The following is a 19,494-nucleotide window of genomic DNA, read 5'->3' as shown; positions in this document are numbered from 1 at the left end:
CGCCCGGCCGCCGCTCCCCCGCCCGCCGATCCGCCACACCCCCCAGGAGACCCACGATGCCCCGAGTCGGACTCACGCCCGAGCAGGTCGTGGACCACGCGCTCGCCCTCATCGACGAGCAGGGGCCCGAGGCCCTCACCCTGGCCGCCGTCGCCGCCCGCGCCAAGGTCGCCACCCCCTCGCTCTACAAGCACGTCAGCGGCGGACTGGCCGAACTGCGCCGGCTGATCGCCGTCCGGGTCACCGAGGAGCTGGCCGACCGGCTCGCCGGGGCGGCGCTCGGCCGGAGCGGGGACGAGGCGGTCGCCGCCGTCCTGCGGGCCTACCACGCGTACGCCACCGAGCACCCGTACCGGTACGCCGCGCTGCCGCAGGCCCCGCGGCCGGAGGACGACCTGGCGACCGCGGCCGCCCGGCTGGTCGGGGTGATCGTCGCGGTGCTCCGCGGGTACGGGCTGGAGGGCTCCGAGGCGATCCACGCGGCCCGCACCTTCCGCTCGCTGGCCCACGGCTTCGCCGCGCTGTCGACGGCCGGCGCCTTCCAGCTCGCCGTGAACCTCGGGGAGACCCAGGAGCGGATGATCACCGTACTGACCGCCGGGCTGCGCGGCTGGCCCCGCTGAGCCCGGACGGACACGGACGGGGCGGCGGGGCTCGGAGGGAGCGACAGCGGCGGGGCGGCAGCGGCAGGGCCCGACGAGCGGGAGGGCGCGGGGCGGCGGGAACGCCGAAGGGCCCGGAGCGTGCTGCTCCGGGCCCTTCGGACTGGTGTGGGGCTAACAGGACTTGAACCTGTGGCCTCTTCCTTATCAGGGAAGCGCTCTAACCGTCTGAGCTATAGCCCCGCGCCGTCACGACCCGCCACCGCGGGGGCGGCATGTCGTACGGAGAAGGGTACCGGACCCCGCGGGGACTCACACACATCAGGCGGCCCGGCCGCCCCGGGGCACACCGTTCGACTCTCCCCTCACCGGATTAAGAAATAAGGTATTAAGAATTAACTGCCCCATAAGGCGCCCGAGAGGCCGGCCACCCCATGGACCCGCGCAGCAGCCCCTCCGCGCGTAGTGCCATGCGCTGCGTCCGCTTACTGCTGGGCTGCGCCGGCGCCGCCGAACTGCTCGGTACCGTCCTCGCCGAGGGCCCGAGCTGGATCACCGGTGAGGGCTCGGCGCTGTACCTGCTGGACTCCACCGGCATGCTCCGGCTCACGGCCTCCCACGGCCTGCCCGACTGGGCCCACGAGCGCTACAGCGTGGTCGATCCGGCCGGGGACCTGCCCGCCGCGATGGCCCTGCGACTGCGCCGCCCCTATCTGCTGAGCCCCGAACGCACCAGCACCGACTACCCGAACCGGAACGCCGGGATGGGCACCGGGATGGTCGCCGTCGCCACCCTGCCGATGGTCGTCGACACCCGGCCGCTGGGCGTCCTCGCCCTCGCGCTCGCCCACCGGGGGACCGTCCCCCGGCGCGACCTGGACGTGCTGGAGACCCTCGCGGACGCCTGCGGGCACCGTCTCGGATACCTGTTGGAGCACGCCAGAGCCGGCACCGGGGCACTCGGCGGACCGGACGGGACCGGGGAGCGCTCGGGGCACGAGGGGCGCTCCGACCGGGGTGCGGCGAACGGGGTGCGCCCCGGCCCGTGCGCCGGTGCCGGTGCCGGTGCCGGTGATCCGGCCACCGCGACGGCCCACTCGATGCTCTCGCTCGCCGTCCGGGCCTCCGGGCACGGGGCCTTCGAGCGCGACCTGGTCACCGGCGAGACCCACTGGGACGCCCAGGCGCTGCGGCTGGTCGGCCGGTCGGCGCCGGAGGGCGGCGGCACCTCCCCCGCGCCCAGCCTGGACCTCGTGGTGCACCCCGAGGACCTCCCGGACGTCCAGGCCGCCATGGCCGAGGCGCTCGCCAACGGCGGCCCGTACCGGCTCCGCTACCGGGTGCCGCGCCGGGGCGGCGGGGTGATCCGGATCGAGGAGACCGGCGAGGTGATGCTGGACGTGCACCGTCGGCCGGTGCGGATCGCCGGCCTGATCGCGGACCTCGACCACGGCCGGACCCCCGGCGAACGCCCGCCCGGGGAAGGACCGCCCGGCGGGCGGGCCGCCGCCCCGTCCGGGACGGGCGAGGGGCCCGGCGGCACCACCGAGGGCGCCTCCGCCGCCGGGGCCCGGTCGGCGCTGCTGCTGGCGCTCACCCGGGCGCTGTCCCGGGCGGTCACCGTCCGGGACGTCACCACGGCCGTCACCGACATCTGCCGGCCGGCCTTCGGGGCGGCCGGCATCGTGCTGGACCTGGTCGACGAGGGCCGGCTGCTGCCCGTCTCGCACACCGTCTACGGGGGCGAGCGGCGCACCGAGCTGACCCGGCTGGCCGACCTCTCGGAGGGCGTGATGCAGCGCGCCCTGGCCCGGTCGGCCCCGCTGTTCAGCGAGCCGGCCCGGCGCGGGCGCGGGCGCGGGCCAGAGCGGCCGGTCGCCGCCGCCGCCGGGGAGGGCGACGGGACCGGCGGCCCGCTCGCCCCCGCCGCGTGGGCGGTGCTGCCGCTGATCGCCTCCGGCCGCCAGGTCGGCTCCTGTCTGATCACCTTCTCCACCGAGCGCGCGTTCGGGCGTGAGGACCGCACCCTCTACTCCTCGTTCGCGGGCATCCTGGCGCAGTCCCTGGAGCGGGCCCGGCTCTACGACACCCACCACCACCGGGCGACCGAGCTGCAGCGCGCGATGCTGCCGCGCACCCTGCCCCGGTTGCCGGGGATCACCAGCGCCGCCCGCTACCTGCCGAGCACCGAGGGCATGCAGATCGGCGGCGACTGGTACGACCTGCTGCAACTGCCGGACGGCCGGATCGGGCTGGTGATCGGGGACGTCCAGGGCCACAACGCCGAGGCCACGGCGGTGATGGGGCAGCTGCGCAGCGGACTGCGCGCGTACGCGACCGACGGGCACGACCCGGCCGCCACGCTCACCCGGACCAGCCGGCTGCTGACCGAGCTGGACACCGAGCTGTTCGCCACCTGCCTGTACCTGACCCTCGACCCGGCCGACGGCAGGCTGCGGGCGGCCCGCGCCGGGCACCCGCCGCCGGTCCGGGTCACCGCGGACGCCCGGGCGGTGGAGCTGGAGCTGCCCGGCGGCCCGCCGCTGGGCGTGGCCCCCGAGCGGCCGTACCCGCTGACGGTCGAGTACCTGCCGCCCGGCGAGACGCTGCTCGCCTACACCGACGGCCTGGTGGAGGACCGCGAGGAGGACTACGACGAGTCGGTGCACCGGATGCTCGGCGGGCTGGAGGTGTGGGCGCGCAACGCCGGGCCGGTCCGGGCCGAGCCGGGACCGGACCTGGAAAAGCTGGCCGATCTGCTCACCCTGAACGTGACCGAGCGGCGTTCGCGTCCGGACGACGTCGCGTTGCTCCTGTTGCACCGCTTGTCGGCTGTGCACCAGCGGGGCTGACGGGACACCGGTCGACTGCCCACGGACAGTCCGATCGTGCTCGAACCAGTGCGGATCGGCGCGGTATTGACGGGATATCGATGAGATCCGGTCAGCTGGCGAGATCCGGTCGCACCTTCGTAGGATCATCGCCCTAGAATTCGCCGCGTGACGATGACTCAGTGGTGCGCAACGGCAACAGGCGTGCTCGCCGCTCTCGCCCTGGTGGCCGCCGCCCGCTACCGCGCGGTCTCCACCACCCAGCGCCGCCGGGTCGCCCAGCAGCAGCACGAGATCACCCGCCTGAAGGAACAGCTCGCGGCCGAACTCTCCCGCCGCGGCACCGAACTGGCCGCCGCCCAGCAGGACCAGGAACTCAACGCCTCCACCCAGCGGGCCTTCCTCAGCGTGGCCCGCCGGATCCTCGTCATGGCGCACGACCAGCAGGCCCTGCTGGACGAGATGGAGCGCACCCACGACGACCCGACCCTGCTGGAGGGCCTGCTCAAGGCCGACCACGCGGCCGCCCAACAGGCCCGCCTCGCCCAGACCCTGGCCGTGCTCTGCGGGGCCCGGGCCGGCCGCCACTGGCCCGAGCCGGTCTCGCTGGAGGACGTCGTGCGCGGTGCCCAGTCGCGGATCCTGCCGTTCCAGCGGGTGATGGTCCGCAGCCGGATCGAGACCGCCGTCGTCGGCGCGGCCGCCGAGGCACTGATCCACGCCGTGGCCGAGCTGCTGGACAACGCCACCCGCTACTCCCCGCCCAGCACCCAGGTGTTCGTCACCCTGATGCCGGTGCACAACGGGGCCGTGATCGAGATCGACGACGGCGGTGTCGGGATGCCCGAACTCGCCGTCGGGAAAGCCGCCGACGCCCTGGCCGGCGGGTCCACGCTGGAGGTCTCCCGCCTCGGCGAGGTGCCCCAGCTCGGCCTGGCGGCGGTCGGCCGGCTCGCCGAGCAGTACGGGTTCCGGGTCACGATCGGCTCCGTGCCCTCGCCGTACGGCGGCGTGCGGGTCGTGGTGCTGCTGCCGAACGCGCTGCTCACCGAGCCGCTGCCGCCGACCGTTCCCGGCCTGGGCCGGGGCGACGCGGTGTTCGGGGGACCGGCCGCGCCCGCGCGGTCCGGGCCCCGGGGGAAGGCCGTCCCCCCGGCCCGCCCCGACCTGCCCGGTCCGGACGCGTACCCGGACGCGTACCCGGACGCCGCGGGGGCGTTCCCGGACGTCCCGGTGGACCGCCGGCACGCGCCCTACGAGCCGCACACGCCGTACGAGCCCTATCAGCCCTATCAGCCGTACGAGCCCCATCGGCCGCACTCGCCGCACTCCCCGTACGCGCCGCACTCCCCGTACCTGCCGCAGGAACCGCGCCCGCCGCAGGAGCGGACCCCGTACGACCTGGACGACCCCGCGCCGTACGACCCCGCGACGGCCACCGGATACCCGCCCCTGTACCCGCCGGTCGCCGGCTACCCGCCGTCCGGCGACGAACCGGACGCCGCCCCGCCGCCGCTGCCCCGCCGGAGCCACCGCCGCGGTCGCGCCGCCACCCGGCACGCCGCCAACGCCGCCCCCACCCCGCCGCCGGCCCCGCCGTACCGCTCGGCGCAGCAGGCCCAGGCGTTCATGTCGATGTTCCAGGCCGGCACCGCCGGCGGCCGCTCGGCCGCCCGGACCGGCTCCCAGGACCCGTACGACCCTTCCCTTCCCCCTTCCCCCCAGCTTCCCCAGCGCTCCGGAGAATTCCATGACCACCACCCCTGACCTCGGCTGGCTGCTCGCCGACATCGTCAACGTCCCGCAGGTCCAGCACGCCGTCGTGGTGTCCAACGACGGCCTGGAGATCGGGCGCAGCGAGGGCATCGTGCGCGAGGACGCGGAGCGGCTCGCCGCGGCCTGCTCCGGCCTCCAGTCGCTGGCCCGCGGTGTCGCCCAGGGCTTCGGCGGCCCCGGCAGCGCGACCCGGCAGATCGTCATCGAGTACGGCGGCGGCTACCTCTTCGTGGTCGCCGCCGGGGCCGGGGCGCATCTGGCGGTGGTGACCGGCGACAGCGTCGACGCCGGCCTGGTGGCCTACCAGATGCAGGTCCTGGTCGAGCGGATCGGCACCCACCTGACAAGCCCGCCGCGCGCCGATCTCGCGGCGGGGGGCCAGCGGTGAGCGGCGGTCCGGTCCGCCCCTACGTCATCACCGGCGGCCGCAGCCGGCCCACCCGCACCGAGCTGGCCTTCGAGAGCCTGGTCGTCGCGTTACCGGACCGGCCAGAACTCCCCGACCACGCCCTGCTCAACCGTGAGCACCGGCGGATCCTGGACCTCTGCCACAGCCTGCTGTCGATCGCCGAGGTGTCGGCCCACCTGGGGCTGCCGCTCGGTGTCGTCAAGGTCCTGGTCGGCGACCTCTGGGACCTCGGCACCGTCCAGGTGCTCCCGCCCGTTCCGCAGGCCGAACGCCTGCCCACCACTCTTCTGGAAGAGGTACTCGTTGGCCTCCGCCAACTCCGCTGACCCGGTCGCCGGCCCGCCCGCCGCACCGCAGTACCTGCCGCCGTCCGTCCAGGGCGCGGTGAAGATCCTCGTCACCGGCCCGTTCGGGGTCGGCAAGACCACCCTGGTCGGCTCCCTGAGCGAGATCTCCCCGCTGCGCACCGAGGAGACCATGACGGCCGCGAGCACCGGCGTGGACGACCTCACCGGGCGTGGCGGCAAGTCCACCACCACGGTGGCGCTGGACTTCGGCCGGATCACACTCAACCCCCGGCTCGCGCTGTACCTGTTCGGCACGCCCGGCCAGCAGCGGTTCTGGCCGCTCTGGGACGACCTGTCGCGCGGCGCGCTCGGCGCGATCGCCATGGTCGACCTGCGGCGTCCGGACGAGAGCTTCGACGTGCTCGGGCGGCTGGAGGAGCAGCAGATCCCGTTCGCGGTGGCCGTCAACACCTTCCCGGACACCCCGAGCTACCCGGAGGAGGAGTTGCGGTCGGCACTGGACCTGCTGCCCGGGGCGCCGATCCTGTACTGCGACGCCCGGGACCGGCGGGCCGCGTACGACCTGCTGATCGACTTCGTCGACCACCTGTACCGCACCGCCGTCCTGGAGCCGCAGCGATGACCGTTCCCGAACCCGGTACGACGGCCGTCCCGCCGCCCGGGTGCCCCGCGCACGCGGCCGGCGGCGCCCCCCCGGCCACCGCCCACGGCGGCACCGTGCCCGGCGGGCTGCCGGTCGGAGTGCCGCTCACCCCGCTCTACGGCTCCGCCGTCGCCGACGACCCGCACGGCCTGTACGCCCGGCTGCGCGCCCAGTACGGCCCGGTGGCACCGATCGAACTGGAACCCGGGGTCGAGTCCTGGCTCGTCCTCGGCTACCCCGAGCTGCTCGAACTCACCCGCAACGAGGCGCTGTTCTCCAAGGACTCGCGCCGTTGGCGGGTCCCCGCCGAGGGCCGGCTGGCCGCCGACTCGCGGCTCCAGCCGATGACCTCCTGGCGCCCCACCCTGCTCAACCTGGACGGCGCCGAGCACCAGCGGCTGCGCGCCGCCGTCGCCGACACCCTCGCCCGGGTCGACCACCGGCAGCTGCGCGAGACCACCGAGGCCGCCGCCGACGCGCTGATCGACAGCTGGGGCCCCGACGGCACCGCCGACCTGGTCGCCCAGTACGCGCGCCGGCTGCCGCTGCTGGTCTTCACCCAACTGCTCGGGCTGCCCGACGAGGCGGGTGCGCACCTCATCCGGCTGATCAGCCACATCGCCGACAGCGGTCCCGAATCGGTGCGCGCCAACCAGGAGTTCCAGACCCTCCTGGTCGACCTGGTGCGGCGGCGCCGGACCGCGCCCGGCGCCGACCTCACCTCCTGGCTGCTCGCCCACCCGGCCGCGCTGACCGACGAGGAGGCGGTGCACCACCTGGTGGTCCTGATGATCGCCGGGAACGAGACCACCATCTGCTGGACCGGCAACACCCTGCGGCTGCTGCTCACCGACCGGCGCTTCCGGGCCACCCTCACCGGCGGCCGGCTGACCGTCGCCGACGCGCTGGAGGAGGTGCTCTGGCGCGACCCGCCGACGCAGAACTTCCCGGGCCGGTGGGCTACTTCGGACACCGTGCTCGGCGGCCAGTTCATCGCCCGCGGCGACATGCTCGTCCTCGGTCTGGCCGCGGCCAACGCCGACCCGGCCGCCCAGGGCCCCGGCGCGCTCGGGCACGCGTCGATCGGGCACGCGTCGATCGGCGGCAACCGGGCCCACCTGGCCTGGGGTGCGGGCACGCACGTCTGCCCGGCCCAGCACCCGGCCCGGATCATCGTCGAGACCGCCGTCGAGACCCTGCTGCACCGCCTGCCGGACCTCCAACTCGCCGTCCCCCCGCACGAGCTGGCCTGGCGCCCGTCCCCCTGGTCGCGCGCCCTGATCAGCCTGCCGGTGCTCTACAGCGCCTTCACCCCGCCCCGCCCGCCAGCCCCCGAGAGGCCCTTCGCATGGACACCGCCGCAGATACCGCAGACTCCGGGGGCCTCCTCGGGGGCGGAGGAGTCGAGCCCGTCGCCCTCGACGTCTTCGGACGCGACCAGCACGGGGAGAACGCCCGGCTCCGGGGAGCCGGGCCGGCGGTCCTGGTGGAACTCCCTGGCGGGGTGGTGGTCTGGGCGATAACCCACCACGACACCCTCCAGGACCTCCTCGCCGACCCCCGCGTCGGCAAGGACCCCCGGCTGTGGACGGTGTTCCGGGAGGGGCGGCTCCCCGAGGGCTGGCCGCTGATCAACTTCGTCACCGTCCCCGGCATGATCACCGTCGACGGCGAGGACCACCGGCGGCTGCGCGGACTCGTCACCCAGGCCTTCACCCCGCGCCGGGTGGCCGCCCTGCAGCCCGCCGTCGAGGCCAGGACCACCGCCCTGCTCGACCGGATCGGCGAGCTGGACGGCGCGTTCGACCTGCGCGAGCACTTCGCCTACCCGCTGCCGATGCAGGTGATCGGCGAACTGCTCGGCCTGCCGGCCAAGCAGCAGGACGAGCTGCACGAGCTGTCCAACACCCTGGTCTCCAGCTCCGCCACCCCCGGGGCCGCCGCCGCCGCGCAGCAGTCGCTGTTCGCCCTGCTCGCCTCGGTGGTCGCCGCCAAGCGGGCCGAACCCGGTGACGACCTCACCACCGACCTCATCGCCGCCCGCGCGGAGGACGACCGGCTCGGCGAGCCGGAGCTCGTCGGCACCCTGCTGCTGATGCTGGTGGCCGGGCACGAGACCACGCTCAACCTGATCACCAACGCGGTGCGCGCCCTGCTCGCCCACCCCGAGCAGCTGCGGACGGTGCTGGACGGCACGGTGCCGTGGTCGGCCGTGGTCGAGGAGACGCTGCGGTACGACTCGCCGGTCGGCCAGTTCCCGCTCCGCTACGCCGTCGAGGACATCCGGGTCGGTGACGTGGTGATCCGGCGCGGCGAGGCGCTGCTCGCCTCGTACGCGGCCGCCGGGCGGGACGGGGCCCACTACCCCGACGCCGACCGCTTCGACCTCGGCCGGCAGCCGAACCGGCACCTGTCCTTCGGGCACGGCCCGCACTTCTGCCTGGGCTCGGGGCTGGCCCGGCTGGAGGCGGAGACGGCGCTGCGGTTCCTGTTCGAGCGCTACCCCGGGCTCGCGCTCGCGGACGGGCCGGAGCCGGAGCCGATCGCCTCGTTCGTCAGCAACAGCGTGCGCACGCTGCGGGTCACGGTCTGACCCGCCGGTCGCCGCGCGCGCCGCGGTGACCTCGGGGCGGCCGGGTCGTTGGGGGGTTCATGAAGAAACTCGCCGCCCTGGCCGCCCTCACCGTGGCCGGTCTCGCCGCCGCCGTGCCGTCCGCGTCCGCCGCCACCTCCACCGCGGCCTCCCCGGACGCGCTCGGCGGCCTGTCCAACGGGATGACCCTCTCCCCCGCCGACCTCCTGCTGCACGAGGCCAAGGACCTGCCGGTGGTCGGCGGTACGGCGAGCGAGATCGAGGCCATCGGCACCAACCAGATGAGCCACCCGGGTCTCAGCGGCGAGATCGGGCACGGCCTGTGAGCGGCGCGCGGCGGCCCGTCGCGCTCCTGCTGGCCGCGCTGGCGCTGGCCGCCGCGCCGACCGCCGCGTCCGCCGCGTCCGCCGCGTCCGCCGCAGGCGAGGAGGGCGCCGCACCGGGCTCGGGCACGGGCGCCGCATCGGGCCCCGGTTCCGGTTCCGGCGGGGCCGGCGGTGGCGCGGCGACCGGGCCGGACTTCGCGTCCGCCGCGGCCTGTCTGCAGGAGTTCGCCACCGTCCCGGCGCTCGGCAGCCACGGCGCCGGGCCCACCACCTGTTCCGACGGCGATGTCGTCAACCACGCCGTGGGCGCGGTCGGCGCACTCGGCGCGCTCACCGGCTGACGAACAGCCCCTGCAACTCCCCGTAGTCGAGCCCGCCGTCGAGCGCGGAGTACGTTCCGTCCCCGTACACCTCCTCGGCGGCGCGGCGCACCGCCGCGTACGCCGCCTTCGCCAGGCCGGGCCCCAGGCTGATCCGGGCCACGCCGAGCGCCGCCAGCTCCGGCACGGACCGCGAGCCCGGTCCGGCGAGCACGTTCAGCGGCGCCGGGACGGCCCCGACCAGTGCGGCGATCACCGCCGGATCGGACACCCCCGGGGCGAACACGCCGTCCGCGCCCGCCTCCGCGTAGGCCCGCAGCCTGGTCACCGCCTCGTCCAGCAGCTCCGCCCCGGCGGCACTCCCGGCGTGCAGGAAGACATCGGTGCGGCCGTTGACGAACAGCGGCACCCCGGCCGCGTCCGCGGCCGCCCGGGCCGCCGCGATCCGCTCGGCCGCCTCGGCGACCGGTCGGCCCCCGTCCTCCAGATTGACGCCGACCGCGCCGGTGGCGAGCAGTGCCTCGACCGTCCCGCCGACGCCCGCGGCGGTCTCGGCGAACCCGCTCTCCAGATCCGCCGTGACCGGCAGCGGGCCGGCCGCGCGGACGATCAGCTCCGTCTGTGCCAGCACCCGCGAGCGGTCGGCGCCCTCGCCGTCGGCGCTGCCGAGCGCCCAGCTGACGCTCGCGCTGGCCGTGGCGAGGGCGCGCGCCCCGGCCGCCGCGACCAGTCGGGCGCTCGTCGCGTCCCAGACGTTGGCGAGCACCAACGGCTCGCCCGGGCGGTGGAGTTCACGCAGGACGCGGGCCTTCTCCCGCTGCTCGACCGTCATCGTCCGCCGTCCCACTACTTCGCGGCCGGGCTGAGCCGGGTGCCGACGCCGATCCGGTTCCAGGCGTTGATGGTGATGATCAGCGCGATCAGCTGCGCCAGCTCGGCCTCCTCGAAGTGCGCGGCCGCCTCGTTGTAGACGGCGTCCGGCACATGGCCCTGGGTGAGCAGGGTGAAGGACTCGGTCAGCGCGAGGGCGGCGCGCTCCTTGGCGGTGAACCACGGGGTCTCGCGCCAGGCCGGGAGGGAGAGCAGGCGGTGGTTCTGCTCGCCGTTCCCGAGGGCGTCGGTGCTGTGCATGTCGATGCAGAAGGCGCAGCCGTTGATCATCGAGGCGTGCACCTTGACCAGCTCGGCGAGGACCGGGTCCACGCCCTGGCGGGCCCTGCGGTCCAGGCCGACCATCGCCTTGTAGAAGTCGGGGGCGAGGTCGGGGAGCGAGATGCGCTGGGCGGGCGCGGGGACCGGGGTGTCGGCGGGGGTGTCGGCGGGGGTGACGGGGGCGTTGTGCGTGGTCGTCATAGGGGCCAGCCTAGGGGCGTGGTGGCCTGGCGCTTCGGTACGTTCGCGCGCGGAAATCGTGGGCCACTCCGGCGGCGGGCAGCCCATTGCCGCGGGGGACGCGCGGGCGGATGCGCCGAGTGTGGCACGGCGGGGCGGCCGCGTCCCGCTCGTGCCCCGTGCCCCGTGCCCGTGCCCCGCCCCCTCCCGGGTGGCGAACGGGCGTGCGAGGATCGCGGGAGAGGGCGAGGTCAGGGGGACGGGACGTGTGTACGGCGTTCGTGAGCATCGAGCCGTCCGCGGCAGTGCCGGTACTGCTGCTGTCGGTGCGGGACGAATACCTGGGACGGCGCTGGTCGCCGCCCGGCCACCACTGGCCGGCGCAGCCCTCGGCAGTCGGCGGGCTGGACCTGGTCGCGGGCGGGACGTGGCTCGCGGTCGAGCCGGGCGGCACGGGCCCCCGGGGCTCCGCCGGTGCCGGACCGGTCGCGGCCTGCCTGCTCAACGGCTTCGGGACCTCGGCGCCGGAGGCCGCCCGGCTCTCGCGCGGCGAACTGCCGTTGCTCGCCGTCCGGGGCGGCCGGATCGACACCCTGGACCTCGACCGCTACGACCCGTTCCACCTGGTCGTCGTCCGGCCCGACGGCGCCCGGGTGCTGAGCTGGGGCGGCGGGCCCGGCGGCCGGCTCGTCGAGCTGGACCTGCCGACCGGGCTGAGCGTGGTCCTCAACGACGGGCCCGAGGGCCTGGCCGAGAGCCGCACCGCCTCCGAGCGGATCCGCGGGCTGATGGCCGCCCGCGCCGACCACTTCCGGGCCCGGTTCGGAGCCGTGCCCCGTCCGCTGCCGCTGCCCGGCGACCAGGGCACCGAGCGGGCCTGGGGCGCCTGGCTGCCGATCGTCACCGGGGACGGGCTGCCCCTCGACGCGCCCGCCGCCCTGGTCCAGCGACGCGACTTCGGGGACGGCCGGATCTGGGGCTCCTCCTCGATCTCCCTGCTCGCCCTCGGGCCGGCGGGCGTCCGCTACGACTTCGCCCCGGCCCCGGTGGGACAGGGCGGCAACGGCTGGCGGCGGGTGGAGCTGTGAGCGGCATCCGCCGCGCGCGCGGTGAGCGGTGCCCGGGCCGGTGGCAGGCGGACGGCGGGCTCCGAGGGGCGTTGACCGCCGCTCGGAGCCTTTAACAGCCGCTCACGCCTCGGCGCGGGCCTCGCGCCAGCGCCTCGCGACGACCTCGCTGACGTAGTACACGAATTCGCTGCCCCGCCCCTCGCCCGCGGGCACCTCGGTCCACCACATCGGCCAGAACTCCCGCTCGTAGTGGGCCTTCAGGACTCGGGTGAAGCCGGACAGCGCACCGCGCAGCCGGGTGCGGTCGAGCTGCAGCGCCCCGGCCAGGTCGCCGTAGCCGACCCGGGTGCCGGGCTGCTCGGCGAGGATGTCGAGGATGGCCACGACCACCTGGACGGAGTCGCGGCGGTCGCTGATCAGTGTGCGGAGGTCCGCGACGGTCCACTCGTCGCGGCGGCGCTGCTGCTCGCCCTGCGGGGACCTGATCGCGAGGTCCGCGGCGGTGCTCTCGGCGGCGGCGCCTGCGGTGATGCCGCTGCGCTCGGCGATGAAGGCGTACACGGCCGGGACGAGATGAGCCGGCACCGGCACCGACACGTACTCCGGGTTCTCCTGGGACATGACTGGGTCCTCCCCTCCTGCGACCGCCCCCTGCGGTCGGCCGCAGGACGATCCTGGCACAGCGTCAGCGCCGACGTCCAGCCCTTAACGGCCATTAATGGCTACTAGCGGGCCGCTAGGGGATGCGGAACTCCTGCGACTTGTTGCCGGGGGTGCAGGCGGTCATGGTGAGCTGGGCGCCGACTCCGTTGTCGGTCAGGCAGTTCTGACCCATGTAGTCCTTCAGGTAGAAGGCCCCCGGGGTGGTCGCGGCCGTGACCGTCCAGTTGGTGAGGAAGCTGAAGCCGCTGGACAGCGCCACCCGGCCGTCCATCTCCTGCACCAGGACGGGAGCGCTCAGCTTGCAGGGGTTGAACTGGTGCCAGCTGCTGGGGACGGTGTGCACCCAGCCGTAGGAGGTCGCACCGCCCATGACCACGGCCTGGCCACCGGCGAGGCCGTCCTGCGAGAGGCCCATCCGAAGGCCGTCGCCGACGTTGGTGATGTAGCCCCAGTTGGTGCCGCCGCAGCCGCTCGCCGGGGCCGCGCCGGGGGCGGTGGTCGCCGTGGGCGCGGGGGCCGGAGGTGCGGTGGTCGCGGCGGCGGACGGGGCCGCCGGGGTGGGCTGTTGGGCCTGGGCGGGTGACTGCTGGGGCGGCTGCGGAGCGTTCGGGGCGGCGGACGGGGGCCCGCCCGGCCGGGACGCGGAGGCCGGCGGCGGAGTCGTGGGCGGCGACGCGGTCGGGCTCGTGGGCTTCGCGGTCGGCGCGGTCGGAGCGCCGGGGGAGGCCGAACCGGACGGGGCGCCCGGCACGGTCGGGGCGGCGGACGGCGTCGGGGGCGGTCCCCCGGTCGGCGACGCGCCCGCCGGCCAGGCCGTCATGGTCACCGTGACCGCGGGCGGCGAACCCGGCTCCTGCGCCTGCGAGGTGAACGGCCCCCGGTCGACGAGCAGCACGGTGGCCGTACCGACCGAGATCACGATCGGCAGGACCACCGGCACCAGGAAGCCCCGCCTGCGCGTCCGCCTGGCCGGTTCCGTGCTCGCGACGGGCACAACGGCGGCGACGGCGGCGTCCGGCTCCGCGCCCTCAGGTTCCACGCCCTCAGGTTCCTCGGCCTCAGGCTTCCCGGGGGAAGGCTGCGCGACGGCGGGCACCGGAAGCGCCGGCGGCCCTTCGCCGTCCACCGCCGCCCGGGCCGCCGCCGCCATCACGGCCGCGTCGGCGAACCGCTCGCCCGGGTCCTTCGCCAGCGCCGTCGCGACGAACGCGCGCACCGCCGGCGGGATGTCCCCCGGCAGCTCCGGCGCGGGCTCGCGCAGATGCTTGAGCGCCACCTCCAGCATGCCCCCGCCGGTGAACGGCGGCCTGCCGACGAGCAGTTCGTAGCAGACCACGCCGATCGCATAGAGATCGACGGCCGGGGTGACGGCCTTGCCCTCGGCCTGTTCCGGTGCCATGTAGAGCGCGGTGCCGATCACCGCGTGCGAGGCCGTCAGCCTGGTCCCGGCCATGGACCGGGCGATGCCGAAGTCCGTGACCGTCACCCGGCCGTCGGCCCGGAGCATGAGGTTGGACGGCTTGACGTCGCGGTGCACGATGCCGCGCCGGTGGGCGGCGTGCAGGGCGTCCAACGCCTCGGCGAGCAGTCCGAGCGCCCGGGCGGGCGGGAAGGCGCCGTCCGCGGCGAGGACCCGGTCCAGCGGCCGGCCGTCGACCAGCTCCATCACCAGGTACGCGAGGCGGTCGCTGTCCGCGTCCGGCGGCTCCTCCTCGCCGTAGTCGTGCACATCGACGATGCCCGGGTGGTCCAGCAGGGCGAGCAGGCGGGCCTCGCGGCGGAAGCGTTCGGCGAAGGTCACGTCCGCCAGCAGCGCCGGGTGGAGGATCTTCACCGCCACCGGCCGCCCGAGCACCGAGTCCTCGGCCCGCCAGACGGCGCCCATCCCGCCGCCGCCGATGCGCGCGGTCAGCGTGTAGCGCCCGCCGAGCACGGCCCCCCGACCGCTCATGCCCGCCCCCGTGTCCTACTCGAACGAACTGCCCGTCGGCCGCCCAGTCTGCCACGCGCCCCTCGGGCACCGGCACCCCCATCGCCCTCCGGTGCCATGACTGCTGACCAGGCGTCGGTCCGACTTGCGGATACGATCCACCGATGAACGACACCGTGGTCCTGCACGTCGACGCCGCCCCGTCCGGCCCCGCTCTGGTGCTCCGGCCCTGGCGGCGCGAGGACGCCCCCGCACTGGTCGAGGCGTACCGGGACCCGGTGCTGCGCCGCTGGACGACCTCGGTCGTCGACGACGAGGCCGACGCGCTCCGCTGGGTCGGCGCCCAGCAGGAGGCCTGGACGGCGGGGCACCGGTTCGCCTTCGCCGTCCTGGAGGCGCGGCCGGACGCGGAACCGGGGCCGCCGCTGGGCAACCTCGTGCTCAAGCGGGTCTCGCCCGGCGGGCCCGTCGCCGAGGTCGGCTACTGGACGGCCGCCCCCGCCCGCGGCCGGGGCGTCGCGCCGCGCGCGCTGGAGGCGCTCACCGGCTGGGCCTTCGACACCCTGGGCCCGGGCGGGCTCCAGCGGCTCGAACTGCTGCACCAGGTGGACAACCCCGCCTCCTGCCGGGTCGCGGAGAAGAGCCGGTACGCCTTCGACCGCGTCCTCCCCGCGTCCCCGCCCGCCTACCCCGTCGACGGCCATCTGCACACCCGGCTGCGCACGGCGCCGCAACCGATCCGGTAGGGGCACGACGGGCCGGTGTCCGCTGCACAGGAAGTCGACGCCGCCGACTTCCCACGCGGCCCCACGGCACCGCACCCTCGCCTCCGCACCGCACGGCGGCCACCCGAAGCGAAATGGCGGGCTACCGGTGGGCGGCTCCGGCGGCGCAGAAGGCTTCGAGCAACTCCGCCAGGGCCTCCGGGCGTTCGAGGTGGAGGTCGTGGGTGGTGCCGGGGATGCCGACCAGGACGCTGTCGGGCCGGTCGCGGCGCATGCGGTCGAGTTGCTCGTCGTCGATGATGGTGGACTGCGCGAGGACGACCAGGGTGGGGCAGGCGATCCGGCCCCACTCGGGCCACCAGGGGCGGTGGGTGTTGTCGGTGAGGGCCGCGACCATGACGTCCGGGTCGAAGCGCGGGTGCCGGCCGTCGGCACGTTCTTCGAGCCCGGCCGCCCAGACCTCGCCGACCGGTCCGCCGCCCAGGAACTCGACGGCGGCCGACACCGAGGCGAACGGGGTGGGCCAGGAGTCGAACCAGGCGCCGATGTCGGCGACGGTCTCGGGAGTAGTACAGGCCGGTCCGGCCTCGACCATCACCAGGCGCTCGACGAGCCCCGGGTGCGCGGCCGCGACCAGCATCGCGGCGTGTCCGCCGTAGGACTGGCCGAGCAGGGTCACCGGACCGAGGTCCAGTTGTTCGATCACGGCGACCACATCGGCGACGTGGGCCGCCCGGGAGACGTCCGCCGGACGCCGGGTGCTCGCGCCGTGGCCGCGCTGGTCGACGGTGACCACCCGGAACCGCGACCCGAGCTGCCGGGCGAACGCGTCCCACTCGCCGCCGTACCCGGCCAGGCCGTGCAGCAGGAGCAGCGGCGGGCCGTCACCGCCCCGGTCGTGGCAGGCGAGGGTGACGTCGTCGCGGGTCACGGTGCGTTCGGTCATCGGCGGTCGGTCTCCGGTCGGTGGTCGGCCCCCGAGAGCTGGTCGGCCCCCGAAGACCGGTCGGCCCCCGAGAGCTGGTCGGTCTCCGAGGGCCGGTCGGCCTCCGACAGCTGGTCGGTCCCCGGAGGCCGGCCGGCCTCCAGTCGGCGGGCCCGCTCGGTGAGGTGGCGGCGTTCGGGGGCGCTGGTGGCGCGGCGGGCGGCCTCGCGGTAGACGGTGGCGGCCGTCGGGTCGCCGAGCAGCTCCAGCAGGTGGGCCCGGGTGGCGAAGAGGCGGTGGTGGCGCGCGAACCTCCGGTCCTCCTCCAGCGGGGCGAGCGCGGCCAGGCCGGCCGCCGGGCCGTCCACCAGGGCGAGGGCGACGGCGCGGTTGAGGGTGACGAAGGGATTCGCGCCGAAGCCCTCGAGCACGTCGTAGAGGGCCAGGATCTGCGGCCAGTCCGTCGACTCCGCGTCCGGCGCCTCGTCGTGGACGGCGGCGATCGCGGCCTGGACCTGGTACGGCCCGACCGGGCCGCGCGGCAGGGTGCGGCCGATCAGGGCCACGCCCTCCTCCAGCAGTGGTCGGCTCCACCGCGAACGGTCCTGCTCCGCCAGCGGCACCAGGACCCCGCCCGGGCCGGTGCGGGCGGGCCGGCGGGCGTCGGTGAGCAGCATGAGGGCGAGCAGTCCGGCGGTCTCGGGGTCTTCCGGGGCCAGCCGGAGCAGGAGCCGGGCCAGCCGGATCGCCTCGGTGGACAGTTCGGGGGTGGTCAGGTCCTCGCCGCCACTGGTGGTGTAGCCCTCGTTGAAGATCAGGTAGAGGACCTGGCGGACCTCGGCGAGGCGCTCGGCCGGCTGCCGGGCGGGCAGGCCGGAGGAGCGGACGGTCTGCTTCGCCCGGCTGATCCGCTGCGCCATCGTCGGCTCCGGCACCAGGAACGCGGCCGCGATCTGCGCCGTGGTGAGACCGCCGACGGCGCGCAGGGTGAGGGCGATCCGGCTGGGCGCGGACAGTTCGGGGTGGCAGCAGAGGAACAGCAGGTGCAGGGAGTCGTCCCGGTCGGCGTCGGACGCCGCGTCGGGGGCGGGGCCGAGCAGGGCCGACTGCGGGGTGGCGAGCGCGAGGGCGTCCTCGCGGCGGCGCCGGGCCGCCTCGCTGCGGACGGTGTCGACCAGCCGCCGGGTGGCGACCGTCACCAGCCAGCCGCGCGGGTTCTCCGGCAGGCCGTCGGCGGGCCACTGGGTGGCGGCGGCCAGCAGGGCCTCCTGCACGGCGTCCTCGCAGGCGTCGAACAGGCCCCGGCCGTAGCGGCGCACCAGCGCCCCGAGGGCCTGCGGCGCGAGTTCGCGCAGCAGGCCCTCGAAGCCGCCCGGTTCGGGGCGGAGCCCGCCGCCCGGTTCGGCGGGTGGGCCGCCCGGTTCGGGACGGAGGCCGCCCGGCTCGGCGGGTGGGCCGCCGCTCACACGTCCGCCGCGTCGGGGGACGGGGACTCGTGCAGGACCGGCCACAGCTCCACCGGGTCGACGTCCGCGTACGGCATGTCGGCGGCGATCCGCTGGGCGCGCTCCAGGCTCTCGCAGTCGAGGAGGTAGAAGCTGGCGAGGTACTCCTTGGTCTCCAGGTACGGACCGTCGGTGACGACCGGCAGCCCCTCGGCGCGGCGGACCAGTTGGGCGGCGGCCGCGTCGGCGAGGCCGTAGGCGCCGAGGAGTTCGCCGGTCTCGCGGTACCTGGTGTTGAAGGCCTCCTGCTTGGCGATCGCCGCCGGCCACTCCTCGGCCGGGAACGCGTCCCACTTGGCCTGGTTGCCGTAGATCATCGCGATGTACTTCATCTCGGGTGTCCTCCCGGTCCGTGCGCCCCGTTCGGCGCGCTCTCACCCTTCGGTCGGAGCGGGGCGCGAGCCCTCGACATCCCTGGACAAGATCTTTTCCGACATCCTGCCGCACGGGGACGACGGGGGGCAGGGGTGGCCGCCGACCGGGTCGTGGGGCGCCCCCACGACCCGGCCGGCGGCGGGCACGGCGTCAGCCGGCCGACCGTCGGCCGGCCGTCAGTCGGCCGACAGCCCGAGCCGCTCCAGCCGCTCCGGGTCGGTGAAGATGTCCAGCCCGACGACCCTGCCGCCGCGCACGGTGAACGCCGCGAGCGAGACCGGGCGGCCGTCGACGAAGCTGGCCACGGCCGGCTCCCCGTTGACCAGCACCATCCGGGCCTCGCCGGTGAACTGCGACCCGAACAGGCTCGCCCCGGCCGCCACCTCGGTCGCGCCGCGCCGGAACGTGGCGGGGCGCAGGACGCCGCCGTCGGAGCGGGCCACCACGTCGGGGTCGAGGACGGCGAGCAGCGCCTCGAAGTCCCCGCCCCGGGCGGCGGTCAGGAACGCGCGCACCACCTCGCGGCGCAGCGCCAGGTCGGCGTCCGGCGCGGGTGCGGCGCCCTGGACCCGTCGTCGGGCGCGGCTGGCGAGCTGGCGGGTGGAGGCGGAGGTGCGGCCGAGGATCGGGGCGATCTCGTCGAACGGCACCGAGAACATGTCGTGCAGGACGAAGGAGAGCCGCTCGGCCGGTGCCAGCGTCTCCAGGACGATCATCAGTGCGATGCCGACCGAGTCGGCCGTGAGTATCTCCTGTTCGGGGTCGAGGGCCCGGACTCCGCCGATGATCGGGTCGGGCAGCCGGACCTCCTGGCCGTCCTGGGGCTCCAGCGGGTCCTCGCGCCGGGCCACCCGCGAGCGCAGCAGGTCCAGGCAGACCCGTCCGACCACGGTGGTCAGCCAGCCGGCCAGGTTGGCCACCTCGCTCACGTCGGAGCGGCTCAGCTTGAACCAGGCTTCCTGCACCGCGTCCTCGGCCTCGCTCAGCGAGCCGAGCATCCGGTAGGCGACCGCCCGGAGATGGGGCCGGTGCTCCTCGAAGCGGGCCGCCAGAAAGTCTTCCCCGTCCACCTGTCACATCCTCGCGTCGGCATCCGTCAGTTCTTTGACGGACGTTAACCGCTCCGCGTGACGCGGACACGGACGACCCAGGCCCGGACAC

Annotated in this window: 20 protein-coding genes and 1 tRNA gene; 12 read left to right on the top strand and 9 right to left on the bottom strand. The window is 75.5% G+C overall.

What is annotated here, in order from left to right; all coding sequences use genetic code 11:
- Positions 1 to 56: 56 nt before the first annotated feature.
- Complete coding sequence (locus SM793_RS23875) at positions 57 to 623, top strand: TetR-like C-terminal domain-containing protein (RefSeq protein WP_320440326.1); 567 nt, start codon at positions 57 to 59, stop codon at positions 621 to 623.
- A gap of 148 nt (positions 624 to 771) precedes the next feature.
- Here SM793_RS23875 and SM793_RS23870 read toward each other — a convergent pair.
- Positions 772 to 845, bottom strand: a tRNA-Ile gene (locus SM793_RS23870).
- Between the two features lie 227 nt (positions 846 to 1,072).
- Here SM793_RS23870 and SM793_RS23865 point away from each other — a divergent pair.
- The 9 genes from SM793_RS23865 (at position 1,073) to SM793_RS23825 (ending at position 9,829) form a co-directional block, all read left to right on the top strand.
- Positions 1,073 to 3,454 (top strand): SpoIIE family protein phosphatase, encoded by a 2,382-nt coding sequence (locus SM793_RS23865; protein ID WP_320440325.1) that lies wholly within the window; start codon positions 1,073 to 1,075, stop codon positions 3,452 to 3,454.
- 153 nt (positions 3,455 to 3,607) lie between these two features.
- The gene (locus tag SM793_RS23860) at positions 3,608 to 5,200 is read left to right on the top strand and encodes a sensor histidine kinase (protein ID WP_320440348.1); all 1,593 of its coding nucleotides are present in this window, start codon (positions 3,608 to 3,610) and stop codon (positions 5,198 to 5,200) included.
- On the top strand, positions 5,184 to 5,597 hold the full coding sequence (locus tag SM793_RS23855) for a roadblock/LC7 domain-containing protein (RefSeq protein ID WP_320440324.1): 414 nt from the start codon (positions 5,184 to 5,186) through the stop codon (positions 5,595 to 5,597). The genes SM793_RS23860 and SM793_RS23855 overlap by 17 nt, the downstream gene beginning before the upstream one ends.
- Positions 5,594 to 5,944: a DUF742 domain-containing protein gene (locus SM793_RS23850; protein ID WP_320440323.1), complete on the top strand. Its 351-nt coding sequence runs from the start codon at positions 5,594 to 5,596 to the stop codon at positions 5,942 to 5,944. The genes SM793_RS23855 and SM793_RS23850 overlap by 4 nt, the downstream gene beginning before the upstream one ends.
- Positions 5,922 to 6,548 (top strand): GTP-binding protein, encoded by a 627-nt coding sequence (locus SM793_RS23845; RefSeq protein ID WP_320440322.1) that lies wholly within the window; start codon positions 5,922 to 5,924, stop codon positions 6,546 to 6,548. Before SM793_RS23850 ends, SM793_RS23845 begins: the two co-directional genes overlap by 23 nt.
- Complete coding sequence (locus tag SM793_RS23840; RefSeq protein WP_320440321.1) at positions 6,545 to 8,092, top strand: cytochrome P450; 1,548 nt, start codon at positions 6,545 to 6,547, stop codon at positions 8,090 to 8,092. The genes SM793_RS23845 and SM793_RS23840 overlap by 4 nt, the downstream gene beginning before the upstream one ends.
- Positions 8,056 to 9,162 (top strand): cytochrome P450, encoded by a 1,107-nt coding sequence (locus SM793_RS23835; protein WP_320440320.1) that lies wholly within the window; start codon positions 8,056 to 8,058, stop codon positions 9,160 to 9,162. Before SM793_RS23840 ends, SM793_RS23835 begins: the two co-directional genes overlap by 37 nt.
- A 59-nt stretch (positions 9,163 to 9,221) precedes the next feature.
- Positions 9,222 to 9,488, top strand: coding sequence for a hypothetical protein (locus tag SM793_RS23830; protein WP_320440319.1), 267 nt, complete (start codon positions 9,222 to 9,224; stop codon positions 9,486 to 9,488).
- Positions 9,485 to 9,829, top strand: coding sequence for a hypothetical protein (locus SM793_RS23825; protein ID WP_320440318.1), 345 nt, complete (start codon positions 9,485 to 9,487; stop codon positions 9,827 to 9,829). The genes SM793_RS23830 and SM793_RS23825 overlap by 4 nt, the downstream gene beginning before the upstream one ends.
- Here SM793_RS23825 and SM793_RS23820 read toward each other — a convergent pair.
- A complete protein-coding gene (locus SM793_RS23820; RefSeq protein ID WP_320440317.1) occupies positions 9,819 to 10,640 on the bottom strand; it encodes an isocitrate lyase/phosphoenolpyruvate mutase family protein in 822 nt (273 codons plus the stop codon). The genes SM793_RS23825 and SM793_RS23820 overlap by 11 nt on opposite strands.
- Positions 10,641 to 10,654: 14 nt before the next feature.
- The gene (locus tag SM793_RS23815) at positions 10,655 to 11,161 is read right to left on the bottom strand and encodes a carboxymuconolactone decarboxylase family protein (protein ID WP_320440316.1); all 507 of its coding nucleotides are present in this window, start codon (positions 11,159 to 11,161) and stop codon (positions 10,655 to 10,657) included.
- A 260-nt stretch (positions 11,162 to 11,421) separates the two neighbouring features.
- Between SM793_RS23815 and SM793_RS23810 the strand changes: the two genes are divergently transcribed.
- Positions 11,422 to 12,228 (top strand): NRDE family protein, encoded by an 807-nt coding sequence (locus tag SM793_RS23810; RefSeq protein WP_320440315.1) that lies wholly within the window; start codon positions 11,422 to 11,424, stop codon positions 12,226 to 12,228.
- A 102-nt stretch (positions 12,229 to 12,330) separates the two neighbouring features.
- On the opposite strand, the gene SM793_RS23805 is transcribed toward SM793_RS23810, so the two are convergent.
- Together SM793_RS23805 and SM793_RS23800 are read right to left on the bottom strand one after the other, a co-directional pair.
- Positions 12,331 to 12,831 (bottom strand): hypothetical protein, encoded by a 501-nt coding sequence (locus SM793_RS23805; protein ID WP_320440314.1) that lies wholly within the window; start codon positions 12,829 to 12,831, stop codon positions 12,331 to 12,333.
- 115 nt (positions 12,832 to 12,946) lie between these two features.
- The gene (locus tag SM793_RS23800) at positions 12,947 to 14,824 is read right to left on the bottom strand and encodes a serine/threonine-protein kinase (protein WP_320440313.1); all 1,878 of its coding nucleotides are present in this window, start codon (positions 14,822 to 14,824) and stop codon (positions 12,947 to 12,949) included.
- A 143-nt stretch (positions 14,825 to 14,967) separates the two neighbouring features.
- Between SM793_RS23800 and SM793_RS23795 the strand changes: the two genes are divergently transcribed.
- Positions 14,968 to 15,549, top strand: a complete 582-nt coding sequence (locus tag SM793_RS23795) for a GNAT family N-acetyltransferase (protein ID WP_320440312.1) — start codon at positions 14,968 to 14,970, stop codon at positions 15,547 to 15,549.
- Positions 15,550 to 15,670: 121 nt separating this feature from the next.
- Here SM793_RS23795 and SM793_RS23790 read toward each other — a convergent pair whose 3' ends face one another.
- From SM793_RS23790 to SM793_RS23775, 4 genes are all read right to left on the bottom strand, one after another.
- Positions 15,671 to 16,474 carry an alpha/beta fold hydrolase gene (locus tag SM793_RS23790; protein WP_320440311.1) on the bottom strand — a complete coding sequence of 268 codons (804 nt, stop codon included), beginning with the start codon at positions 16,472 to 16,474 and terminating at the stop codon, positions 15,671 to 15,673.
- Entirely contained in the window at positions 16,471 to 17,811 is a 1,341-nt protein-coding gene (locus tag SM793_RS23785; RefSeq protein WP_320440347.1) for an RNA polymerase sigma factor, read from the bottom strand. The genes SM793_RS23790 and SM793_RS23785 overlap by 4 nt, the downstream gene beginning before the upstream one ends.
- A 104-nt stretch (positions 17,812 to 17,915) precedes the next feature.
- Entirely contained in the window at positions 17,916 to 18,290 is a 375-nt protein-coding gene (locus SM793_RS23780; RefSeq protein ID WP_320440310.1) for a YciI family protein, read from the bottom strand.
- A gap of 219 nt (positions 18,291 to 18,509) precedes the next feature.
- Positions 18,510 to 19,403 (bottom strand): sigma-70 family RNA polymerase sigma factor, encoded by an 894-nt coding sequence (locus SM793_RS23775; RefSeq protein WP_320440309.1) that lies wholly within the window; start codon positions 19,401 to 19,403, stop codon positions 18,510 to 18,512.
- Positions 19,404 to 19,494 lie beyond the last annotated feature (91 nt).

This window comes from Kitasatospora purpeofusca (genome assembly GCF_034043715.1).
In the GTDB taxonomy this organism is placed as follows: Bacteria; Actinomycetota; Actinomycetes; order Streptomycetales; family Streptomycetaceae; genus Kitasatospora; species Kitasatospora purpeofusca_A.
Note: the sequence above shows the minus strand (reverse complement) of the source record. Positions and strands in the feature narration are given on the sequence as shown.